Annotated in this window: 11 protein-coding genes; 2 read left to right on the top strand and 9 right to left on the bottom strand. The window is 35.9% G+C overall.

Annotated elements, in window-relative coordinates:
• Positions 1 to 141 precede the first annotated feature (141 nt).
• The 6 genes from BUA71_RS10940 to BUA71_RS10915 form a co-directional block, all read right to left on the bottom strand.
• Complete coding sequence (locus BUA71_RS10940; RefSeq protein WP_072879681.1) at positions 142 to 1,758, bottom strand: SusD/RagB family nutrient-binding outer membrane lipoprotein; 1,617 nt, start codon at positions 1,756 to 1,758, stop codon at positions 142 to 144.
• 9 nt (positions 1,759 to 1,767) lie between these two features.
• The gene (locus BUA71_RS10935) at positions 1,768 to 4,776 is read right to left on the bottom strand and encodes a SusC/RagA family TonB-linked outer membrane protein (RefSeq protein ID WP_083572083.1); all 3,009 of its coding nucleotides are present in this window, start codon (positions 4,774 to 4,776) and stop codon (positions 1,768 to 1,770) included.
• A 499-nt stretch (positions 4,777 to 5,275) separates the two neighbouring features.
• The gene (locus BUA71_RS10930) at positions 5,276 to 6,469 is read right to left on the bottom strand and encodes a PNGase F N-terminal domain-containing protein (protein WP_072879679.1); all 1,194 of its coding nucleotides are present in this window, start codon (positions 6,467 to 6,469) and stop codon (positions 5,276 to 5,278) included.
• Positions 6,470 to 6,539: 70 nt separating this feature from the next.
• Positions 6,540 to 9,689 carry a beta-galactosidase, LacZ type gene (locus tag BUA71_RS10925; RefSeq protein ID WP_083572082.1) on the bottom strand — a complete coding sequence of 1,050 codons (3,150 nt, stop codon included), beginning with the start codon at positions 9,687 to 9,689 and terminating at the stop codon, positions 6,540 to 6,542.
• Positions 9,690 to 9,817: 128 nt separating this feature from the next.
• Positions 9,818 to 11,779 carry a tetratricopeptide repeat protein gene (locus BUA71_RS10920; RefSeq protein WP_072879677.1) on the bottom strand — a complete coding sequence of 654 codons (1,962 nt, stop codon included), beginning with the start codon at positions 11,777 to 11,779 and terminating at the stop codon, positions 9,818 to 9,820.
• A gap of 140 nt (positions 11,780 to 11,919) precedes the next feature.
• Entirely contained in the window at positions 11,920 to 12,684 is a 765-nt protein-coding gene (locus tag BUA71_RS10915; RefSeq protein ID WP_083572080.1) for a LytR/AlgR family response regulator transcription factor, read from the bottom strand.
• A gap of 352 nt (positions 12,685 to 13,036) precedes the next feature.
• Between BUA71_RS10915 and BUA71_RS10910 the strand changes: the two genes are divergently transcribed.
• Positions 13,037 to 13,504 (top strand): hypothetical protein, encoded by a 468-nt coding sequence (locus tag BUA71_RS10910; protein ID WP_139277089.1) that lies wholly within the window; start codon positions 13,037 to 13,039, stop codon positions 13,502 to 13,504.
• Positions 13,505 to 13,754: 250 nt separating this feature from the next.
• Here BUA71_RS10910 and BUA71_RS10905 read toward each other — a convergent pair whose 3' ends face one another.
• Positions 13,755 to 14,693, bottom strand: coding sequence for an NAD-dependent epimerase/dehydratase family protein (locus BUA71_RS10905; protein WP_072879671.1), 939 nt, complete (start codon positions 14,691 to 14,693; stop codon positions 13,755 to 13,757).
• A 389-nt stretch (positions 14,694 to 15,082) separates the two neighbouring features.
• Positions 15,083 to 15,841: a hypothetical protein gene (locus BUA71_RS10900; RefSeq protein WP_072879669.1), complete on the bottom strand. Its 759-nt coding sequence runs from the start codon at positions 15,839 to 15,841 to the stop codon at positions 15,083 to 15,085.
• A gap of 193 nt (positions 15,842 to 16,034) precedes the next feature.
• On the opposite strand from BUA71_RS10900, the gene BUA71_RS10895 reads away from it, so the two are divergent.
• Positions 16,035 to 18,002 (top strand): tetratricopeptide repeat-containing sensor histidine kinase, encoded by a 1,968-nt coding sequence (locus BUA71_RS10895; protein ID WP_245812572.1) that lies wholly within the window; start codon positions 16,035 to 16,037, stop codon positions 18,000 to 18,002.
• On the opposite strand, the gene BUA71_RS10890 is transcribed toward BUA71_RS10895, so the two are convergent.
• Positions 17,999 to 18,742, bottom strand: coding sequence for a LytR/AlgR family response regulator transcription factor (locus tag BUA71_RS10890; protein WP_072879665.1), 744 nt, complete (start codon positions 18,740 to 18,742; stop codon positions 17,999 to 18,001). The two genes, BUA71_RS10895 and BUA71_RS10890, sit on opposite strands and share 4 nt — an antisense overlap.
• Positions 18,743 to 19,101 lie beyond the last annotated feature (359 nt).

Raw genomic sequence — 19,101 nt, 5'->3', positions numbered from 1 at the left:
GAATAAAAGCCGCAGATAAAGATTAGCGCAGAGTTTTAATGAATAAGGAGTTAAATTCTTGCGCGGGATTAACCGCGAAGAAACTATAACTGGTCTAAATCATTAAAGATGACGATTAAAATCATCTACGGCTTTTTAAATTTAAAAGTTACTTCCTTCAACATCCCACCAAAGTGGTATATTAATTTTATCGGGGCCTCCTAACTTCGTTTCAGCATCACTTACCCCCTCAGGATTTTCAGCATATTCATCGGGAACAAAACGCATACGTTTTATATACTCTCCTTCTTCTACAAGGCCGTCACCTGCGTTGCTATCATTTTTATATACCGGCTCAATAGCAGGATATCCAGTCCTTCTAAAGTCAACCCAGGCTTCAAAAGAATTAGGGAAACCAGCTATCCATTTTTGAGTAATTATGCGCTCCAATTTTCTTTCGTTGGATGCAGTTTCATTCCATTTTACAGTTATATCGGTTTGTGCGTCAAAAGCATTTTCTTCAGCTGAACGTGCTTCAGGATCATTGTAATCAATTGGCGTATTGGTATCATTTACCAGGTAATTATCAACATCACCTGCACCCCATTGATCAAAAGAAGCAATCACACCTTCTTTATAAAGATCTTTAACATCCATTGCGCTAACATTCCAACCTCTTAATTTTGCTTCTGCTAACATAAAATTAACGCTGGCATAATTAAGTATTGTGTAATCTGGGTTTGTCGTAAAATATTCTCCGGGTTTGGAATATGGTACCCTTTTTTCTTTAGCTATGAGTACCGCTCCATTTTTAATTCCTTTGTATGGAAATTTAGGGTGATCATTTATTAAGTTTTGGGGATTTTCACCGGTTACCGGAGTAAACATTTTCTCAATTCGTGGATCTTCAAAGCCTACTAAAAAGGATTCCATTGTTGCAGACATACGAGTATCGTTCCAACTAAATCCAATGGTATTAAGTGGATGGTTTGCAGAACCTAACTCTACTGTAAAATTATCGGCATTGCTAGCAATTAAACCATAAGAATTATTAGCTGCTTTTTCAGCCTGTTCTTTTGCTAATTGAGGTGCTACATTACTTAAACGAGTGGCTAGCATCAATCTTAAACTATTTGAAAGCTTGAGCCATTGTCTAACATTTCCATTATAAGCAATGTCGAAGTTTTTAAAACCCTCAAAATCTTCAAATTCGCTTAAGGTTGCGTTTATCGCATCAAGATCTTCAAAAAAAGCATTGTAGAGCGTTTCTTCACTATCATAATATGAAGTGGTATTACTCTCTCCATAACTGGTGTAAATCACAGGACCGTGAAATGAGGCCACCTTTTGCAAGCCATAAATACGAATTAATTTTGCCCAGGCTTCAAATTGAGGTTGCTCTTTTTCTTGTGCTAATTCAATAATTTGGCGAGATGGTGCCATAATCTCTTCGTAAGTGGTCGTCCAGGTATTATCTTTCCAAACCATATTGTAGGTGGTATTATTAGAACCACCGGCAAAAGGAGTTGGTGGTGCTAAATAACCGGCCCAGGAATCACTAGTTAGGTTTTGGGATATCTGATATTTAAAATCTGTGGTATTCACCAACATTCTAATCATACCCGGGAAGAAAGAGCCTATATCATTAAAATCCTGCTCTAAACTTTCATTGGATACTCCGTAAGGATCAGTATTTAATTCTTCAAAATCTCCTGTACAACTTGTCAATGCAAGACCTATAGATAGGAGAATACAGTTTTTTATACTATTTATTTTCATAATAAATTTTTAAAATTTTAGGTTTACATTAAATCCAAACGACCTTTTTATTGGTACTGTAAACAAATCAAATGATTGAAAATTATTTCCTCCGCTAAAAGTTCGATCTGGATCAAACGGAGCGTCTTTATAGAAGAAGAATAAGTTATTGGCAATAAGCGACAAATTCATTTGATCGAAGAAAACGTGTTCATCAAATTTGAAATTATACGCCAGGGCTGCCTGTCTCAATCTAATATTAGTGGCACTATAGGTATAATTTTCCATAATCCCATCTCTACCTCCTACAGCTTTGTAATAAGTTTCGGCATCAATTTCGCTTACCGCATTGCCATCCATATCTACGGCATTCACCTGTACAAAACCTCTATCCCGGGCGGCTGCACTTCTTTCTGAAACGCCATAGCCATCTAATAATGCTTCTGTCGCACTTACCGCTTTTCCACCAAATTTTCCATCAATTAAAAAACTTAAAGTAAAGTCTTTATAGGTAAAACTATTGTTCCAACCAAGCATAAAATCTGGTTCAGCATTTCCAATAAATTCATATTCGCTAGATCTTTGCGGTACACCTTCATCATTTACCAAAATACGTCCCTGATCGTCACGCTCAAATTGATATACATAAATATCCCCAAAAGACCCGCCTTCGTTTATATAAAGTGCGTAACCTTCACTTTTAGAAAGCTCATATCTTCCCTGTAACTCTGGATGCAATTCAATAATTTCATTTTTGTTTGAAGAAAAGTTTACATTAGATTCCCATTCAAAATCTTCAGTACGAATTGGTTTGGCATGAATAGCAGCTTCAAAACCTGTGTTTTGAATATGACCGGCATTTACATAATACACGCTATATCCTGACCCGGCAGGTGCACTAAGGGGAATAAATTGATTTTCATTATCAATTCTATAATACGTAAAATCTAATCCTAAACGGTTTCCGAAGAAACGCCAATCTGTACCGACTTCAAAACTCTTTTGATCTTCCGGTTCTAATTCTGAGAAAGGCTTTTCAGTATTAATAATAATACCATCTGAATCTATTTCATTTAAGGGCCGGGTGAAGAAAGAAGGAACCTCATTTGAAACCACAGAATAAGAGGCTCTAAATTTCGCAAAGTCTATAAAACTTGGCATCTCTACAATCTCACTTAATAATGCAGTTGCTCCAATAGCAGGATAGAAATAGGAAGAGTTCCCTGTAAAAGCCAACGTTGAAGACCAGTCATTTCTACCAGATAAATCTAGATATAACATATCTTTATAACCTATTTGTGCATTGGCAAAAAGTCCTTGTTTTTCTTTTCTACTCTCCATTACCTGTTTAACAAGCACTTCTTTATTCAGGTTCTGAAAGTTAAAGATATTAGCGTACTGTAGTCCATAAAAATCCGAGTCAACATCTACGCCATCCCCTATCACACTCTTTTCATAACTTCCCCCTAAAACAGCACTTAAATCAAAGTCTCCAAAACGATCTGAATAAGTAAGAATAGCATCGGCATACATTTGATTACTGGTTAAGTCTCTATATATCCAACGTCCATTTCTATGGGAAATAGTACTCGCAGTTCCCGCTTTTATTCGTTTATCGAATTCATTTGTTGAATAGTCGTAATTTCCTCGTACCTGCAGTTTTAACTTTTCGTTGATATCATACTCTACTGCCAGGTTAGCAATCATTCTTTTAACCCTATTTTCGCTGGAGTTATTATTGATAACCCAATAAGGGTTTTGTTGTTTATCGCTATCTACAAACCAATTTTGTAGCATCATATTTCTTCCTTCGTCAAAAACCTCATAGTTTTCTTTGTAATCATTGAAGTTTTTATCCCTGGGGAATAAATACAAACCGGTAAGCGGATTAAAATAATATCCTGTATTTGGTTTATTGCCAATTTTTTCATCGGTCAACATTATCCTGGAAGTAATTTTAAGTTTGTCCTCAAAATACTTGTTAGTCTGTTTAAAGGTTAAGTTATGCCGCATATAATCGTTTTCTGGCACAATTCCTTTAGAAATGGTATTGGCATAAGAGATATAAGACAAGCTTTTTTCTGAACCGCCACTCAACATTAAAGAGTTGGTTAACTGAAGACCGGTATCAAAAAAATCTTCAACAAAATCATCATTGTAATCACTTTTTTCAGTAGCCCAACTTTCATCACTACCTTCTACAGAACCATAGCGGTATTGCATATCGGGCAAATCTATCGCTTTATCAAAAAGAACCCCAGAGCTCACACTACCACTCAATTTACCTGGTTCACCGCTTTTTGTATTAATAATCACAACTCCGTTAGCTCCCTGGCTTCCATAAAGTGCAGCAGCATTAGCACCTTTTAATACGGAGATACTTTTAATATCGTCGGGATTAATTTGGGAAAGTCCATCTCCACTATCGGTACTGTTAAAAACACTGTTGTCCGAAGTCCCAGCATTATTTACCATAGGAACACCATCAATAACAAATAATGGTGAACTCACACCAAAAATACTTTTGTTACCGCGCAGTACAATTTTAGAAGACCCTCCTGCACCAGTTGCACTTTGTTTTAACTGGAGACCAGATGTTTTACCTGCCAGGCTATTTACAAAGTTACTTTCCCTGGTTTTGGAAATTTCATCCTCACCTATTTCCTGTTGCGCATAAGTAAGAGTCTTTTCCTCTCGTTTAATCCCCAGGGCGGTAACCACCACCTCGTCCAGGGATTCTGTATCTAAGCCCAGTCTTACATCTACATTACTTTTGCCGGTTACAACTATTTCTTGTTTTTTGTAACCAACCATAGAAAAAACCAGAGTAGCTTCTTCGTTTACTTCAATTGAAAAATTTCCGTCAAAATCTGTCGAAACACCATTACTGGTTCCTTTTTCGAGAACCGTAACGCCTGGTAATGGCATAGCTCCATCGGCATCTACTACAGTTCCACTCACAGTTTTTTCCTGTGCTAGCATTTTTGGCATGTTTAGAAAACAAACAAATGCCAGAAATAGATAAAATTTTTGTTTCATTGGTTTAGCATTTTGTTAAAAATGGGGATTAATTCAGTTAATTATCTGTGAATAAAGTTCAACCAAATCTCTCTGATGCCAAAAGAATATCGACTAATGACGACTGCGAAAAGCTAAGTAACACTTTATCGAAAACGATGTAGTTCTTAGTAAGATAAAAGGAAGTAAAAAATATTCTTAAATTGAGGTTTTAAGGTGGTTATTAATGAAAAAATAAGAACAAAAAACTTTGACTTTAGTTGAGCTTTGCGTTGATAATATTTTAGTTTGTTATTTAGAACGCAGCTGGCGGATTGAAGAATCTTTATTCTACGAGAAAGATTCCTCCTACGTCGCAATGACAGCTCATTTCAACGATAATTGTTTTCTAAAACTACGGCTCGAAATTTTCAAGACTTAATGGTTGCCATATCGTATTTTCTAAACATTTTAAAACAAAAGCCCGGCAGTGTAATATTGTCGGGCTTTTGTTTAACTATGCTTAAGTTAATTTTAAAAATTATTCTTCATAAACTAAATATGCTGTGACCAACCAGTGATTCAATTTATCGCCATCTATAGGTGTCGCATCAATATCAATTACAAGCTCGTGTTTGCCGACTTGTAAATCTCCCAGTTCTAACACATAGGGAGCTACCTTAGAGCCGGGGCACCAATTGGAACGCGATAAGTCTGAAGAAGCCAATCGCTCCTCTACTTCTCGAAAAATCTTCTTTCCTTCTCTATTATAAGCCTGGGCTGAGTCTTTACGTGTCCACACCCCAGATGAGGGATTAAATCTTCTAAAACTGGCACAGTCATCTCGCCATGGAATAGTATCTAAAACGGTTTTCGTATCGAATTTTACAGTATTTTTTAGTTTTATAAACTCATCTCCGCCACTATGACCTCCATGTCCCGTGGTAATATAATAGAGTTTAGCATTTTTAGCATTTTGTGGCAACTCAAATTCAGCTTTTAAAGGATTAAACGCAAAAAGATCGGGGTGTTTTTGGCCTGCATAGTAAACAGTGTTTACCAAAGGTTTTACCACCTTCTTGCTTAGATCACGACCAGAATATTCTAATTCTACACTTATTTTATAACCTTCAGGAGTCCAGGTGTCTATCCAGGCACCTATTAATACTTCTCCTGTAAGTTCGCTTTCCAGCTGTGAAACATCCATTTCCCAGGTAACCTCATCTTCCCATTTGGGAACATATACCGGCCTGTTATATTTAATATTTGGGTTCTTTTCCTCATCGCTATAATAACCCACTCCAAAAGGAGTCATAAACCTTAAAACTTCCAACGCAGGTTCATAGTTTCCGCCCAGTTTAATCCCTGGATAACCATCCGGCCCTGCTTGTTTAGGATATTCTCCATTTCCTTTGGCGATATCCAGCATATTGAGCTTTTGCGGATTTGGTATCACAAATAAAGATCCCGACTTATCCCAACGATCTCCGGCAGATTTTACCGTTACTCTTACCTTAACATCGGTGCCTTTAGGATATTCTGGAACAGTGATCTTTTTTATAATTATTCGTCCGTCTTGAAGATATTCTCCATTAGAGATTTCTTTCTTTTCCCCGTTAAAATTCATCGGTACTTCATCAAAAACGCTAATGGTTTTTGATTCCTGAGCCAGGACGGGAGTAACTATTAGCCAGAATACCAGGAAAATAGATTTTTTAATTATTGATTTAAGCATTGCTATTAATTTTTATGTCAAATTATAAGGGCTCCCAGGGTTTTAAAACCTGGGAGGTCCCCAGAACATTCTATTCAGGACTTATTTTAAAGCTGTATTTATACTCCTTGTCCGTTAACCAGTATTTCTTTAGCGGTAATCTACCCCAACTGTTAATACTTCCAAGTCCCATTTGCGCTGTGTCGATAAATAGATTGGTTAAATCCCTCTTTTCAACCTCGGCAGCGTGTCTTTGCTCGCGTTTTTCACCATCATCAAGATCTTCTGCCAGATAGTGCAAAGCTGTAAAATTGAAAGGCTTATCCCCGGTAACTTTTAAATTAACTCCGTTTCCTTTTAGAGTTAACCAGCGTACGTCACTTTTATTTCCCGTTTCTTGTGGGCGTATGTAGGGATAGTATTGCTCATCTACAGTTTGCTCGTAAATTTTAATTAGCGCGGTCTCCTTTCGATCGGCATAGTTTTCGTGTGGACCACGACCATAGTATTCCAAATTGTCAAAACCTGCGGGCATAGCCATTTTCATTCCCACTCTAAAGATCATAGGAACATCTTTATCGTCATCTATCTTTAAATCGAAATCTACTAAAATCTCTCCCTCAGCATTTAATTTGTAATTAAGAGATAGATCGGCATTTACTTTTTCCAACCTATAAGTAGCCATAACAGTATTCAAGCTATTTTCTACATTCTGTTTAAAGCTTTTTAGCTTTAGATTTTCCATAGCTTCCTTCCACGGCTTTAATTTTGCCTGAAGCCCTGCTCCATAATCATTATCTATGGGTGCTCTCCAAAAGTTAGGTCGAAGCTCGAAGCCATTTTTGATCACATCCTGTCCGTCAATTTTATATTCTTTTAAAAAGCCTGTTTTTTTATCAAAAATAAAACTGGTTTTTTCTGAAGTAAGTCTTAGTTCAGTATTTCCATTTTCAACATTTAGTTTTCCTGCTGAAGTTATTTCCAAATCTGAAGCTTCCATTTCTTTCAATGTTAATTGCTCTTCAGCAATCGCATAACCCTGCTTTAAAAAGTGGGTGTCTTCTTTAAGGGTATAGGTAATATTTATAAAGGCTTCATTATATTCTTTTCCGCTTAAATTTAATGGAAGCTCAAACTCCTTAGTTTCCTGGGGAGCAATATTAAGTTCATCTAATTCTCCCGAGGCTACTACTTCCCCATCTAAAGCTACTTCCCAGCTTAGCTTAACATCTGAGAGGTCTTTAAAAAATCGCTCATTGTAAACGCTAATTTCCCCTGATTTATCCTTCAGTTTTGTATGAATATCCTGTTGTACCTTTTTAACCTGCCAGGCATGGGGATTTGGATTCCGCTCTGGGCTAAACACCCCGTTATTTAAAAAATTATTAGCACTGGGTACATCATCTGGTCCAAAATCCCCTCCGTAAGCAAGGATTTCGGTTCCATCTTCCAAGGTTTTATAAATACTTTGATCTACCATATCCCATATAAAACCACCCTGAAAATTTCTGTGACTTCTTATAAAATCCCAGTATTCTACGAAGTTCCCTATACTATTTCCCATAGCATGCGCATACTCACACATAATATAAGGACGATCCATATTTGGATGATCCTTGGCATATTCTTTCATATCTGCAATAGATGGGTACATTGGCGGAATTATATCAGTATTCCACTCTACGTTCATTTGTCCTTTTGGTTGCCAGGGCAGAATAGCTCTTTCGTGTTGAATAGGCCGGGTGGGGTCCATTTCTTTTATCAACTTGTACCCTCTGTAAAAGTTATAACCATTTCCCGCTTCGTTGCCCATACTCCATATAATAATAGAAGGATGGTTCTTATCACGCTCTACCATTCTAGATAAACGCTCTAAATGCGCCTTTTCCCAGGTTGGATCGTTAGCCAGGGTACGTGTTAAGGAATAACCCATACCATGAGATTCAATATTAGCTTCATCTACTACATAAAGTCCATATTTATCTGCTAGTTCATATATGTAATTATCATTAGGATAATGTGCAGTTCGTACCGCATTAAAATTAAACTCTTTTAACACCTTAATATCCTGTTCCATACGTTCCCGTGTCATGGTTTGACCGGTAGAAGGATCGGTATCGTGTCTATTTACTCCTTTTATAAGAATAGGCTTGCCATTCACCAATAACTGTCCGTCTTTAATTTCTACACTTCTAAAACCAACTTTCTGGATAATTACTTCTTTTGTATTACTTCTCCTATCCTTAAGTGTAAATTTTAGATCGTATAAATTAGGGGTTTCAGCTGACCATTTTTCAGGATTATTTACTGCAAAATTTACTATACTATCCTGTTTCCATTCGCTGGCTTTACGTTCTTCGGAAGCTAAAATTTTATCACCGTCTATAAGTTCAACTTTTAAGCTGTGCTTATCGCGTTTTGGTAAGGCTGAAAACTGGGTGTGTACCTTTAAATTAGCATTTTTATAATTTTCATCCAACTCTGGTACAACATAAAAATCTTCTAGATATACCGGCTCTCTCGCTATTAAAAAGCTTTCTCTGGTAATTCCGCTCATTCGCCAAAAATCCTGGTCTTCAAGAAAAGAGCCATCGCTCCATCGCATTACTTTTAAAGCTATAAGATTTTTTCCCGGTTTTACATATTCACTAAGATCAAATTCCTGGAACAATTTCCCATCTTCTCCATAGCCTACATATTCACCATTTACCCAAACTTTTAGGTTAGATTTTGCGGCCCCAATATGCAATACAATTTTTTTATCTTTCCAGTCTTTGGGAACATCTACAGTTCTACGATACATCCCCACCGGGTTATAACTTTCTGGAACATTGGGCGGGTCTATATCCATTAAATTATGCCAATCGTATTTCTCGTTGGTATAAATAGGATAACCATAACCGTGCATTTCCCAATTAGAAGGAACTTCTAACGTTTTCCAATTGGAAGTATTAAAGTCTTCTTTAAAGAAACCGGTAGGAACATCGGCTGGTTTTTCAACAAAACCGAAATCCCAGGTGCCATTAATATCAATATATTTGTTAGACGCCCTCCAATTGTTGTCTTTGGCCAATTGATCGCTTTCATAAACCTGGTAAAAGGCGCGCATGGGCATCCTGTTTTCCTGGTTTATTAGTTGATCCTGATAATAAGGCTTTTCTTCCTGTCCAGAAACCTCAAAAGAGGGATAAATTATACTAAAACAAAGTAAGATAATAGGGGTGAAAAATAATCGTCTCATGAATAACTAAGGTTTATGTAATACATAATGCCAAAGATAAAATTTTAAAGTTATTTTAATATAGCGCCCTTAGTTTTATTTACAGTAGAATAGCGTTTTAGCTTTTTCGCATTAACATACTTTTAATGTTATTTTAAATTTAGAAAGTCTTCTTTTTTATAACTTTTTTTATTAAAATTGGTAATTTCTAAGATAACCCTCGTACCGGTTGGTTGGTCATTTTCGTCCTTTTTATCAATTACCTTATAAAAAAGTTTAGAAGAATGGCTATCATTATATAAAGCGATACGATCTTGTGTAATTTTCATCCCCATACTGCTGTGCTTTTGCTCCCTGGGATTTGACACTACTTTCTTTCTTCCCACTCCATTATCATCTATCACAATTCTTATTAATTTTTCTTCGGAAGAAATGTCAATTCGTAAAATTTTCTCTTCTTTTTTGCTTGGGAGTAACCCGTGCCATATTGCATTTTCTATAAAGGGTTGAAGTAACAATGGAGGTACTTTTGCTTTTTCTAACTTATGCTCATCATAGTCGTTAATCTGGTAAGTAAAGTCTTTCTCGAACCGGTTAGACTCCAGGGTGAGGTAATAACGAGCCAATTGAAGTTCCTCGGGTAAAGGTACCGTATGTTTTTTAGAAGTTTCTAATACCATTCTCGTATAGCGGCTAAAAACAATTAAATATTTTGAAGCTTTTTGGTTTTGTTCACTCTGTATAAGATATTTAATAGCATTAAGGCTGTTAAACAAGAAATGCGGATTTATCTGTAAACGCGTCGATAAAATTTCGGCCTGCGCCAGGTTACGTTCGTAAATAGCATTCATTTTCTTTTTCTCCTCCTCCTGTACCAACATCGTTGTTTTTCTTCTGGTTTGCATAATTCGGTATTGCATAATCCCAATAACTACGATAGCCACAATAATTAACGCCAGGAGAAAAATAAAAATTCTACGGCGCTCTAATTTTTGTTCCTGGTTCTTCAATAATGTTTGTTGCAGCGCTTTATCTTTTTCCAACAATTGTATAAAATTCTCCTTTTTTTCAAGATCATATTTTCGCACCAGGGCGGCAATCTCAACTTGTTGATCGGTAAACTTTATGCTGTCTTCATATATTTTAGCTTGTTTAACATAATCTAAAGCCTGGGATGCATTATTTTCTTCCTCATAAATTTGAGATAATTTATAGGAATTATTCATGATTAAACCGTGGTGTCTAAGCGCTTCTGCCAGGGCTAAGGAGTTTAAAAAGGAGACTTTAGCTTTTTTTGGTTGATTTTGTTCCGTTTGTATCTCCCCCAAACTGTAAAGCAACTCTGCTTCCTTATGTTTATCGCCCATCTCTGTAAATCTCTCCAGGGCATTTTGAAAATAGAAGCTGGCTTTTTTTAAATCTTTTCCTTCTTTAAAATAATTTTTTCCGTAGAATTGATGAGTAATCGCCAGACCATATTTATCGTTTCTTTCCCTATTAATTTTCATCAATTGATCCAGGTGTTTTCTGGCTTCATCAAAATTACCTTTATCGGTGTAATGATCACCAATAGATAGGAGGTTCATTGCAATTCCTAAGCTGTTTCCTCGTTCTTTTTCAGCTTTCAATGAACGCTTATAGTACTTTAAAGACTCTTCTTCCCTACCCGCAATATGTCCCAGCGCATTACCAATACCATTGCTGGAAATGGCAATATTCTTGATGTCTTCTTCGGCTTCTGCTATTTTTAGCGTCTCCATATAAAAAGCAATGGCCCTGTCATATTGTTGGTTATACCTGCCTGCGACACCGGCGTTATTACCAATTATCATTTTGTATATAGGTTTTACCGGTTTGTCTTTTATAAGATTAAAAGCTTTGGCATGCATAACCAGGGCCTCAGCATATTCCTGGTGAAACCGTCTTAGCAATCCTAAATTATCCAGGGCACGCGCATAAAGTAGCGTATCATTAATTCCTAAAGCTATATCTATCGCCTCATTAGCGTACTTATATTCTTCATCTATTTGATGAGCTTCGCGATGAATTTGCCGGGAAAGATCTATAGCCGTAAAAACTTTTAATGAATCGACCTGCTCTTTTTGCAACAATGTTTTAAGGCTGTCGATTTTAGATTGAGAGTGCATTAATAACGGGAAAAGACACATCACACCGGGCAGGCATAATAAAAATATCTTTTTGAGGTGTCTTTTTAAGATGAACATAGGGACAGAAGGATGGATAGGGTTTATTAATTAGACTTGTTTATAGCATCGAATAGTCCCGTAATAAGGTCTTTTTTATTTTTACTTACCGGGATAGATTTTTCATTTTGCATGACTAAATATCCTCCGTCTCTTTTTATGTATTTTTTTATATGGTTAGGGTTAATAAGAAATGATTTGTGAATACGTAAAAAGAAATATTTATCCAGCAATTTTTCAAAATCTTTTAGGGTTTTACTAATCACCAGCTTCCTATTATCGTTTAAATAAAGGAAAGTGTAATTATTTTGTCCCTGGCAATATAGAATATCATTGGTTTCAATAAATTCAGATCCATCGGTCACCGCTACTGCAATTTTATTTTTTAAAATCCCTTCTCTTTTTAAATAGTTTAAGAGCGCATCTAATTTTTCTGCAGAAATTTCATTTTTAGTCTCTCGTGCTGCTTTCCACTCCTCAATTGCGTTTTGCAATTCCTCATCATCTATTGGCTTTAGCAGGTAATTTATTGCTTTGGCTTTAAAAGCTTTAATTGCATATTGGCTATAAGCGGTGATAAAAATCACATCAAAAGAATAACTGGAAAGTTGATCCAGTAATTCAAATCCATTCATATTGGGCATCTCAACATCCAAAAACAATAAATCTGGTTTTGCTGCTGGTAAAGCTTCCAATGCTTCCTCTGGATTGGTTGCTTTGTAAACAATTTCGGTGTCGGGAAATAAACTTTTTAAATGCAATACAAGACCTTCTATACAATGCACTTCATCATCTACAATAGCTACTCTCATAATTAAATTCTTAAAACCTGGATAAAAGATTACTTCTAAAAATAGCTTTTTTTTAACAAACTGAACAATTAAAGGTTATTTAAAAGTTATTCTCACTGAGTGAACCCAGCTTCTGAATTAAGATAGTGTATGTAAATTATAAATTCTGAATAACTCAATAACCTAAAGCAAATGTTAGTTTAACTAATTTATACGCACTGTTACTTCATTAGTTGCTTTTTAATAGGTATAAAAGTGCCATCTTTAAACTGAAAGCAGCAACAATTGGGATTCGCCATTATTTAAAAAACCCTGCATCTTCAACAGAATGATGAAGCTAAGAACAAACATACTGATTTTAGGCACAATTTGTTTGTCCTTACTGCTTTCGTGCAAGAAGGAGGTAAAAGAAGAAATTAATGAGTTAAACGGAACGGCCACAATTACATTAAGTAATGATGAGAAAATAGATTTTAAAACTACGTTTACTACTAATATTTCAGCGAGTGATAAAAAACTAGAAGTTGGGCTTTCTAATTCTTTAGACGGAATTATGATTTATTTAATGCTAAGTTCAAATGAAACCTTAGCACCCGGCATTCACAAAGGGTATATCGTGATAAAACCAATTGACAACCCGAGTTTAATATCTGAAACTTATAATTCTCAAAACTATCAGAAAGATGAATTTAGTAATCAGGGATATAGCGAATTAATAATTACCAATATGGAAAACCATAAGATTAAAGGAACATTCTCTGGTGTACTTTACTCTAAAAAAGGTAAAAAAATAATCGTTAATGATGGTAAGTTTAATATTAAAGTGAATGATGAAATTTAAAATATGAAATGATCGATTTTTAAGAAATTAAGATTAAAATATTCCTTCTGTTTTCGGCTTTGGGGGAAGCTCTTTTAGAAAGTTTTATTGTAGGGATAAAAGAAAACAGGGGGATTTTTTTTTATAATACAATACATTAAAGATGAGCAAAGTTGTGTTGGAGTATGTCTAGAATCCTCAGCTTTTTTAGGTTTTGGCAAGTTCAACCCATTCACAAAAGAGTGAAATTTGTACATTCTATACTTAAGGCTTAAGCTCTATAATTATTTAAGGTCAACTCAACAGGTCTAAATTGAACACCAAGATCCTTTTGAGCCAGATTATTTTGATATACAATATTTGCTTCTTCTTTGGGCTTTTTATGATTAAGCATCGCATGCACGTCTGAGACTTTATAACTTTCACTGCTAAGCAGGAAATCTTTTGCGTGTAACCCTTTTGTGGTTGCAGCTTTAAAGATGGCGTGAGACACATCTTCTACATCAACGAGCGCTAAATCTACATCATTTTCAAACAAGTCTTTAAGAAACTCGTCTGGAATAATTTTGTTCTTTATTAAAAACTGAAATCCACAAGAGGTGGAATCCTCACGATTGGAAAGGGATTTGCCCATTACCATAACCGGTGAGACGGTGGTAATTTCAAACTCCAGGTTAGGATGATCTTTTATATACTTCTCTACTGTTTGGTTGGCGATAAATTTAGCTTTACAATAGGGGTGACTTTCTAAACTGGTAAACCTATGCGATTTTTCATCAAAACTTTCATTTGCATTCCTGGATCCAGCCGGATAGGGGAAATTGGTGTTCCAGGCCGCAACCGAAGCGATAAAAACAACCTTTTCTATACCCGGGGTTTTATCAATAACCTGCAATAAGTTTTCTGTTCCTGTGATGGTGGGTTCAATAAGTTCGCTTTGCGTATTTTCTAATTCTAATTGAAATGGGGTGCCCCCGTGAATAATTATATCGCAATCTGTAACAAACTCCTGTAAGGCTTTTTTATTTAATACATTTAATTCACAAATATGTAAATTATCAAAATGCGCCAAATTCATTAAATGTTGGTACTTTTTCTTATTCGAAATATTGGTTGTCGAAACCTTTACCTCAAAATTATTGTCGAGAAATTCCCGGGTGATATAGCTCCCAATAAAACCACAACCACCTATGATACCTATCTTTTTCATAATGTTTTATTTAAACCTGCAAGGTTTTAGAGCCTTGCAGGAATTTGATTAGTTTATTCTTTCAGTAAACTACCTCGCCCCAAGGGTGCAACTTATGTTTCCTAAATAATACTTTTATCTCGGGGCAAACCTACAGGGAATTAAATTCCTGGCTATCGACCAGCGATTAAAACTCACAACCTGAGCGAAGCAAACCTTTGGAGGGATTTAACCGGAATATTCACGTGATTCACAGCAATAATCTTCTACACATAAGCTTTACCAGATTTTCTATATTCAAGAATGGAGACAACTCTCGTAAATTATCCAAAAGTGTTAACCTGAATTATTCAAATACATTGAGATTTAGAACGATACAGGTTTTGCCCACAAACTTGCTTAATTCGTGGTTATTCTATTACAGCGGCATATCCCAAATCTGGTCTCATTCTACCGGTTTTCACTTCATAACTTTCTAGAAGTCCATATAACTCTCTCATCATTTTCTCACCTTCCTCTCCCAAAAATTTATCATTTTCGGCACTTACCTGCGCGTAAGACAGGGCATCTTTTGCTGAAATCGTAACAAGATAATAATCTCCATTAGTTCCAAACGCGCTGCGATAAACGCGATAATATTCTTTAGAGTCTTTCTCACTATACAGCGCCTTAATTTCTTTCATTTTAGCCCGGAGTTTTGAAATATTACTGGGAACTACATGTAAGAAATGCCATTTTCTGTAATCCTGTCCAGGGGTATTCACATCCAGCCCTTCTGGCATATAAGATAGGTCGCTATTTAGAATAACTATATAATCCCGGTGTTTGTCATAACACTGGTTAAAACGATCAAAGATTCTTCTAAATTCTTCTTCTCCCATCTTTTCTGCTAATGGTGCCAGCGGGTTTTTATCGAAATCTGCCATCTTTTGAATAGGCGAAATGGTCAAATACTTACCATCATTTACCTGGGCCGCAGCCCAATCGCCATTTTGTAAGTTGTGTTCTTTACAGGCATCAATAAAATCTTTTGTCACCTGTTCGTATTCCATCACTTTAGCTGGTTTAACCTGGTCTTCGTGTACCCAATAAGCCTGATTTTGGGCGTTCATAAAAATTGGCGCTATTACCAGTAGCATAAACATTAATTTTTGTTGTAGTGTTTTCATTATACATTGTTTTAAAGGTTTCTGAAATAATATTTTTATTTCAACAACAACTAAGTAACTGACAATCAAAATAATTAGAAAACAATATAGGATGAGCGCTACTTTTTCCTGTCCGAAGGAATGCTTTTAATTATCGCAGCATTTTTGTAACAATTTCGTACTTTAGGTAATACCTCCCAGAATTCGCAATTCCATGAAAATAGCAGGCAGAATATTTATTTTGAGCTTGATGCTCTTATTGGGAGGAACAACAAGCCTAAGCGCCCAAAAGGATATTTTCGATAAGGCAACAGGCGCTTACAAAAAAGTTTTTGTGGAAACTGATCAATTTGATGCTTCTTATTTAAAGACTTTACAACAATATTATCCTGAAGCACAGCCAGATTCCATTAAATTCTCTATGCTTAATGATCTGGCTTATTATTGGCATACCCGAAATTTGACCACGGCTATGAGTTATACGAGAGAGGGACTCGTATTAACTCAAAAAAAGAATGATGCTTTATGGTATGGTAGGTTTCAAATAACCCAGGCGGCTATTTTATTACGACAGGAAAAGTTGGATTCTGCATTTACAATTTTAAAAGAAGCCGCACACAAAGTGAATTCAAAAGATTTGGCTAATTTAAACACGCAGTTAGGGTATGTTTTTGAGCGTAAAGGACAATTGGACAAGGCGGCCGACTATGCTATAAAATCGCTCGAACTGGGTAGAAGATTGGACGATAAAAAAGCGCAGGTCATGGCTTACAGTGATTTGAGCAACCTTTTCTGGAAACAGTCCAAATTTGCAAAAGGCGTGGAATTCGGATTAAAATCATTGAAATTATTCGAAGAATGGGGATTAAAAGACCTGGATTATGACTTTACACTTTACGTAGTTGCTAATAATTATTTGGAATTAAAGAATTTCAAAAAAGCATTAAATTATTTTAAGCAAGCAGAAAAAATTGGAAAACATTATGGATTTTACAATAACCTAAGCGATATTTATATTTCCCAAACCGATCTTTTTGCCTACTTAGGAAAGTATGAAAAAGCACAGATAGCGGGAGAAAATGCTTTGAAATACGCCGAATTACTGGATAATAATTTTATGATGATGCGTTCCTGGTTGTCCCTGGGTAAACTGCAGAATTTAAGAGCCGATTATAATGCCGCGGTAATAAGCTTAAATAATAGTATTGAAGTAGCAACTAAAGATTTTGGAGACGAATATTACTTAAATCAAACTTACGGGGAACTGGCCCTGGCTTATGAGAACCTGGGGGACTTTAAAAATGCTCTTGCTGCATTAAAGAAACATGAAAGATTGAAGGATATCATCTTCACCAAGCAAGCAGACCAACGTATCTCTCTTTTGCAAACAGAATTTGATGTAGCCTTAAAAGAGGAAACCATTAACCTTCAACAGGAAAAAATTAGCCAACAACAAACCCGGCAAACCTTAATATTGATATTAACCGGGTTGTTACTTTTGTTTCTTGGCGTGCTTTATACATCTTTCAGCAGTAATAAGAAGAAGAATAAATTACTGTATAAACAAAATCAGGAAAAAGTCTTTTTGCTTAAAGAAATTCACCATCGTGTAAAAAACAACCTGGAAATCATCTCCAGTCTTTTGGCTTTGCACTCCTCGCGACTTCAGGATCCATTGGCTATAGAAGCCATGCAGGAGAGTCAAAACAGGGTTCATTCTATGGGAATGATACATCAACGCCTGTACAAGGAGGAAAACCTGGGAACTATAGAAATGAGAGCTTATTTTATCAATTTGGGTCAATATATAATAAACGCTTTTGGCATGGAAGACCGCATTGAAATCTTTTATACCATGAAACCGCTAAAATTGGAGGTAGATATTGCTACCCCGCTGGGCTTAATAGTAAATGAACTTCTTACCAATGCATTAAAATATGCTTTCCCTCATTATAATAAGGGAAGAATAAATATAGCTTTAAAGCGAATTTCAAAAAATGTTTTGAAACTTAGTGTGGAAGATAATGGAGTTGGCCTGGAAAGAGAATCAGAAATAAATAAAGGCTTTGGCACACAACTTATTGGCCTGCTCTCTAAACAGCTTAATGGAAAAATAAGCACCTATTCCCGTGTGAAAGGTACGCGCATTACTATTGAATTCACCCCCTACCCTGCAAATTAAATAGTCTGTAATCTTTTTAGCAATTCTTCTTTAAGACTCTTACTTAGTGGAATGGCTTTTCTTGCAATGACCACGTAGCTCGTAGCAATTTCATCTATATGGGATATATTAACCACAAAGGAACGATGAATACGCAAGAAGTACTTATCCGGGAGTTTTTCATCCAGGCCTTTTAGCGTTATAACCAGTAAATATTCTTTGGTTTTAGAGTAAATCCTGCAATAATTACGTTCAGCTTCTATATATAAAATATCCTGAATGGCTACTTTTACCATTTTTTCACGATGACGCACAAAGATACAATCACTTAGTATAAACGGGGAATTATTGGCAAGTGTGGCAGAACTACCAGAATCTAAACTGCATTCCAACCTATTTACCGTCAGCTCAATAGCACGTTGAAGGTCTAGTTTCTTAAAGGGTTTAGAAATAAATGCAAACGGGTTTGTAGTTTTTGCTCTGTTAAAGTTAGACTCATCAGCATTAGCGGTGAGGTAAATAATAGGAATATCAAACTCGTTTTGCATGACCCGGGCGGTTTCAATCCCATCTAGTTTACCTTTAAGTTGCACATCCAATAATACAATATCTGGTTTATTTTGCTTAACGTGAGGCAATACTTCCTCACCCCATGAAACTATTCCCGTCACTTTATAACCAAGCTTGGATAGTTGCAATGAAATATTGGCAGCGATAATCATTTCATCTTCTACAATCAATATTTTTACAGGATAATCCATGCTATGATCAAATAGTTTTTTAATTAAAGAATTAACAATCTCGAACCAAGGTGCGAGGTATGCTTCCGAAAAAAACTCTTTTAGTTCAAGACAAGCCCCGGGGCATTAAACCCCTGGACATCGCTCTGTGATTAAAGTTGCCAAACTTTTTACTTCTCGTTTTGACAAATACTAAAGATAAAGTAAACTTCGCATTCTCATATCAATTTAATGCTGGAGGGGATTTTAGCTAAAACCCATAAGGTAGCTTTCCAAATTGATTGGCGATGTTTTAGGTAGGTTTGGGAAATAAAATATAAGCCAGAATATTCACAAGATTAAGCTTAATACTCTACTACAATTAAAAATACTTTTCATCA

Source organism: Salegentibacter echinorum (genome assembly GCF_900129445.1).
GTDB lineage: Bacteria > Bacteroidota > Bacteroidia > Flavobacteriales > Flavobacteriaceae > Salegentibacter > Salegentibacter echinorum.
This window is presented reverse-complemented; position numbering and strand designations above follow the sequence as displayed.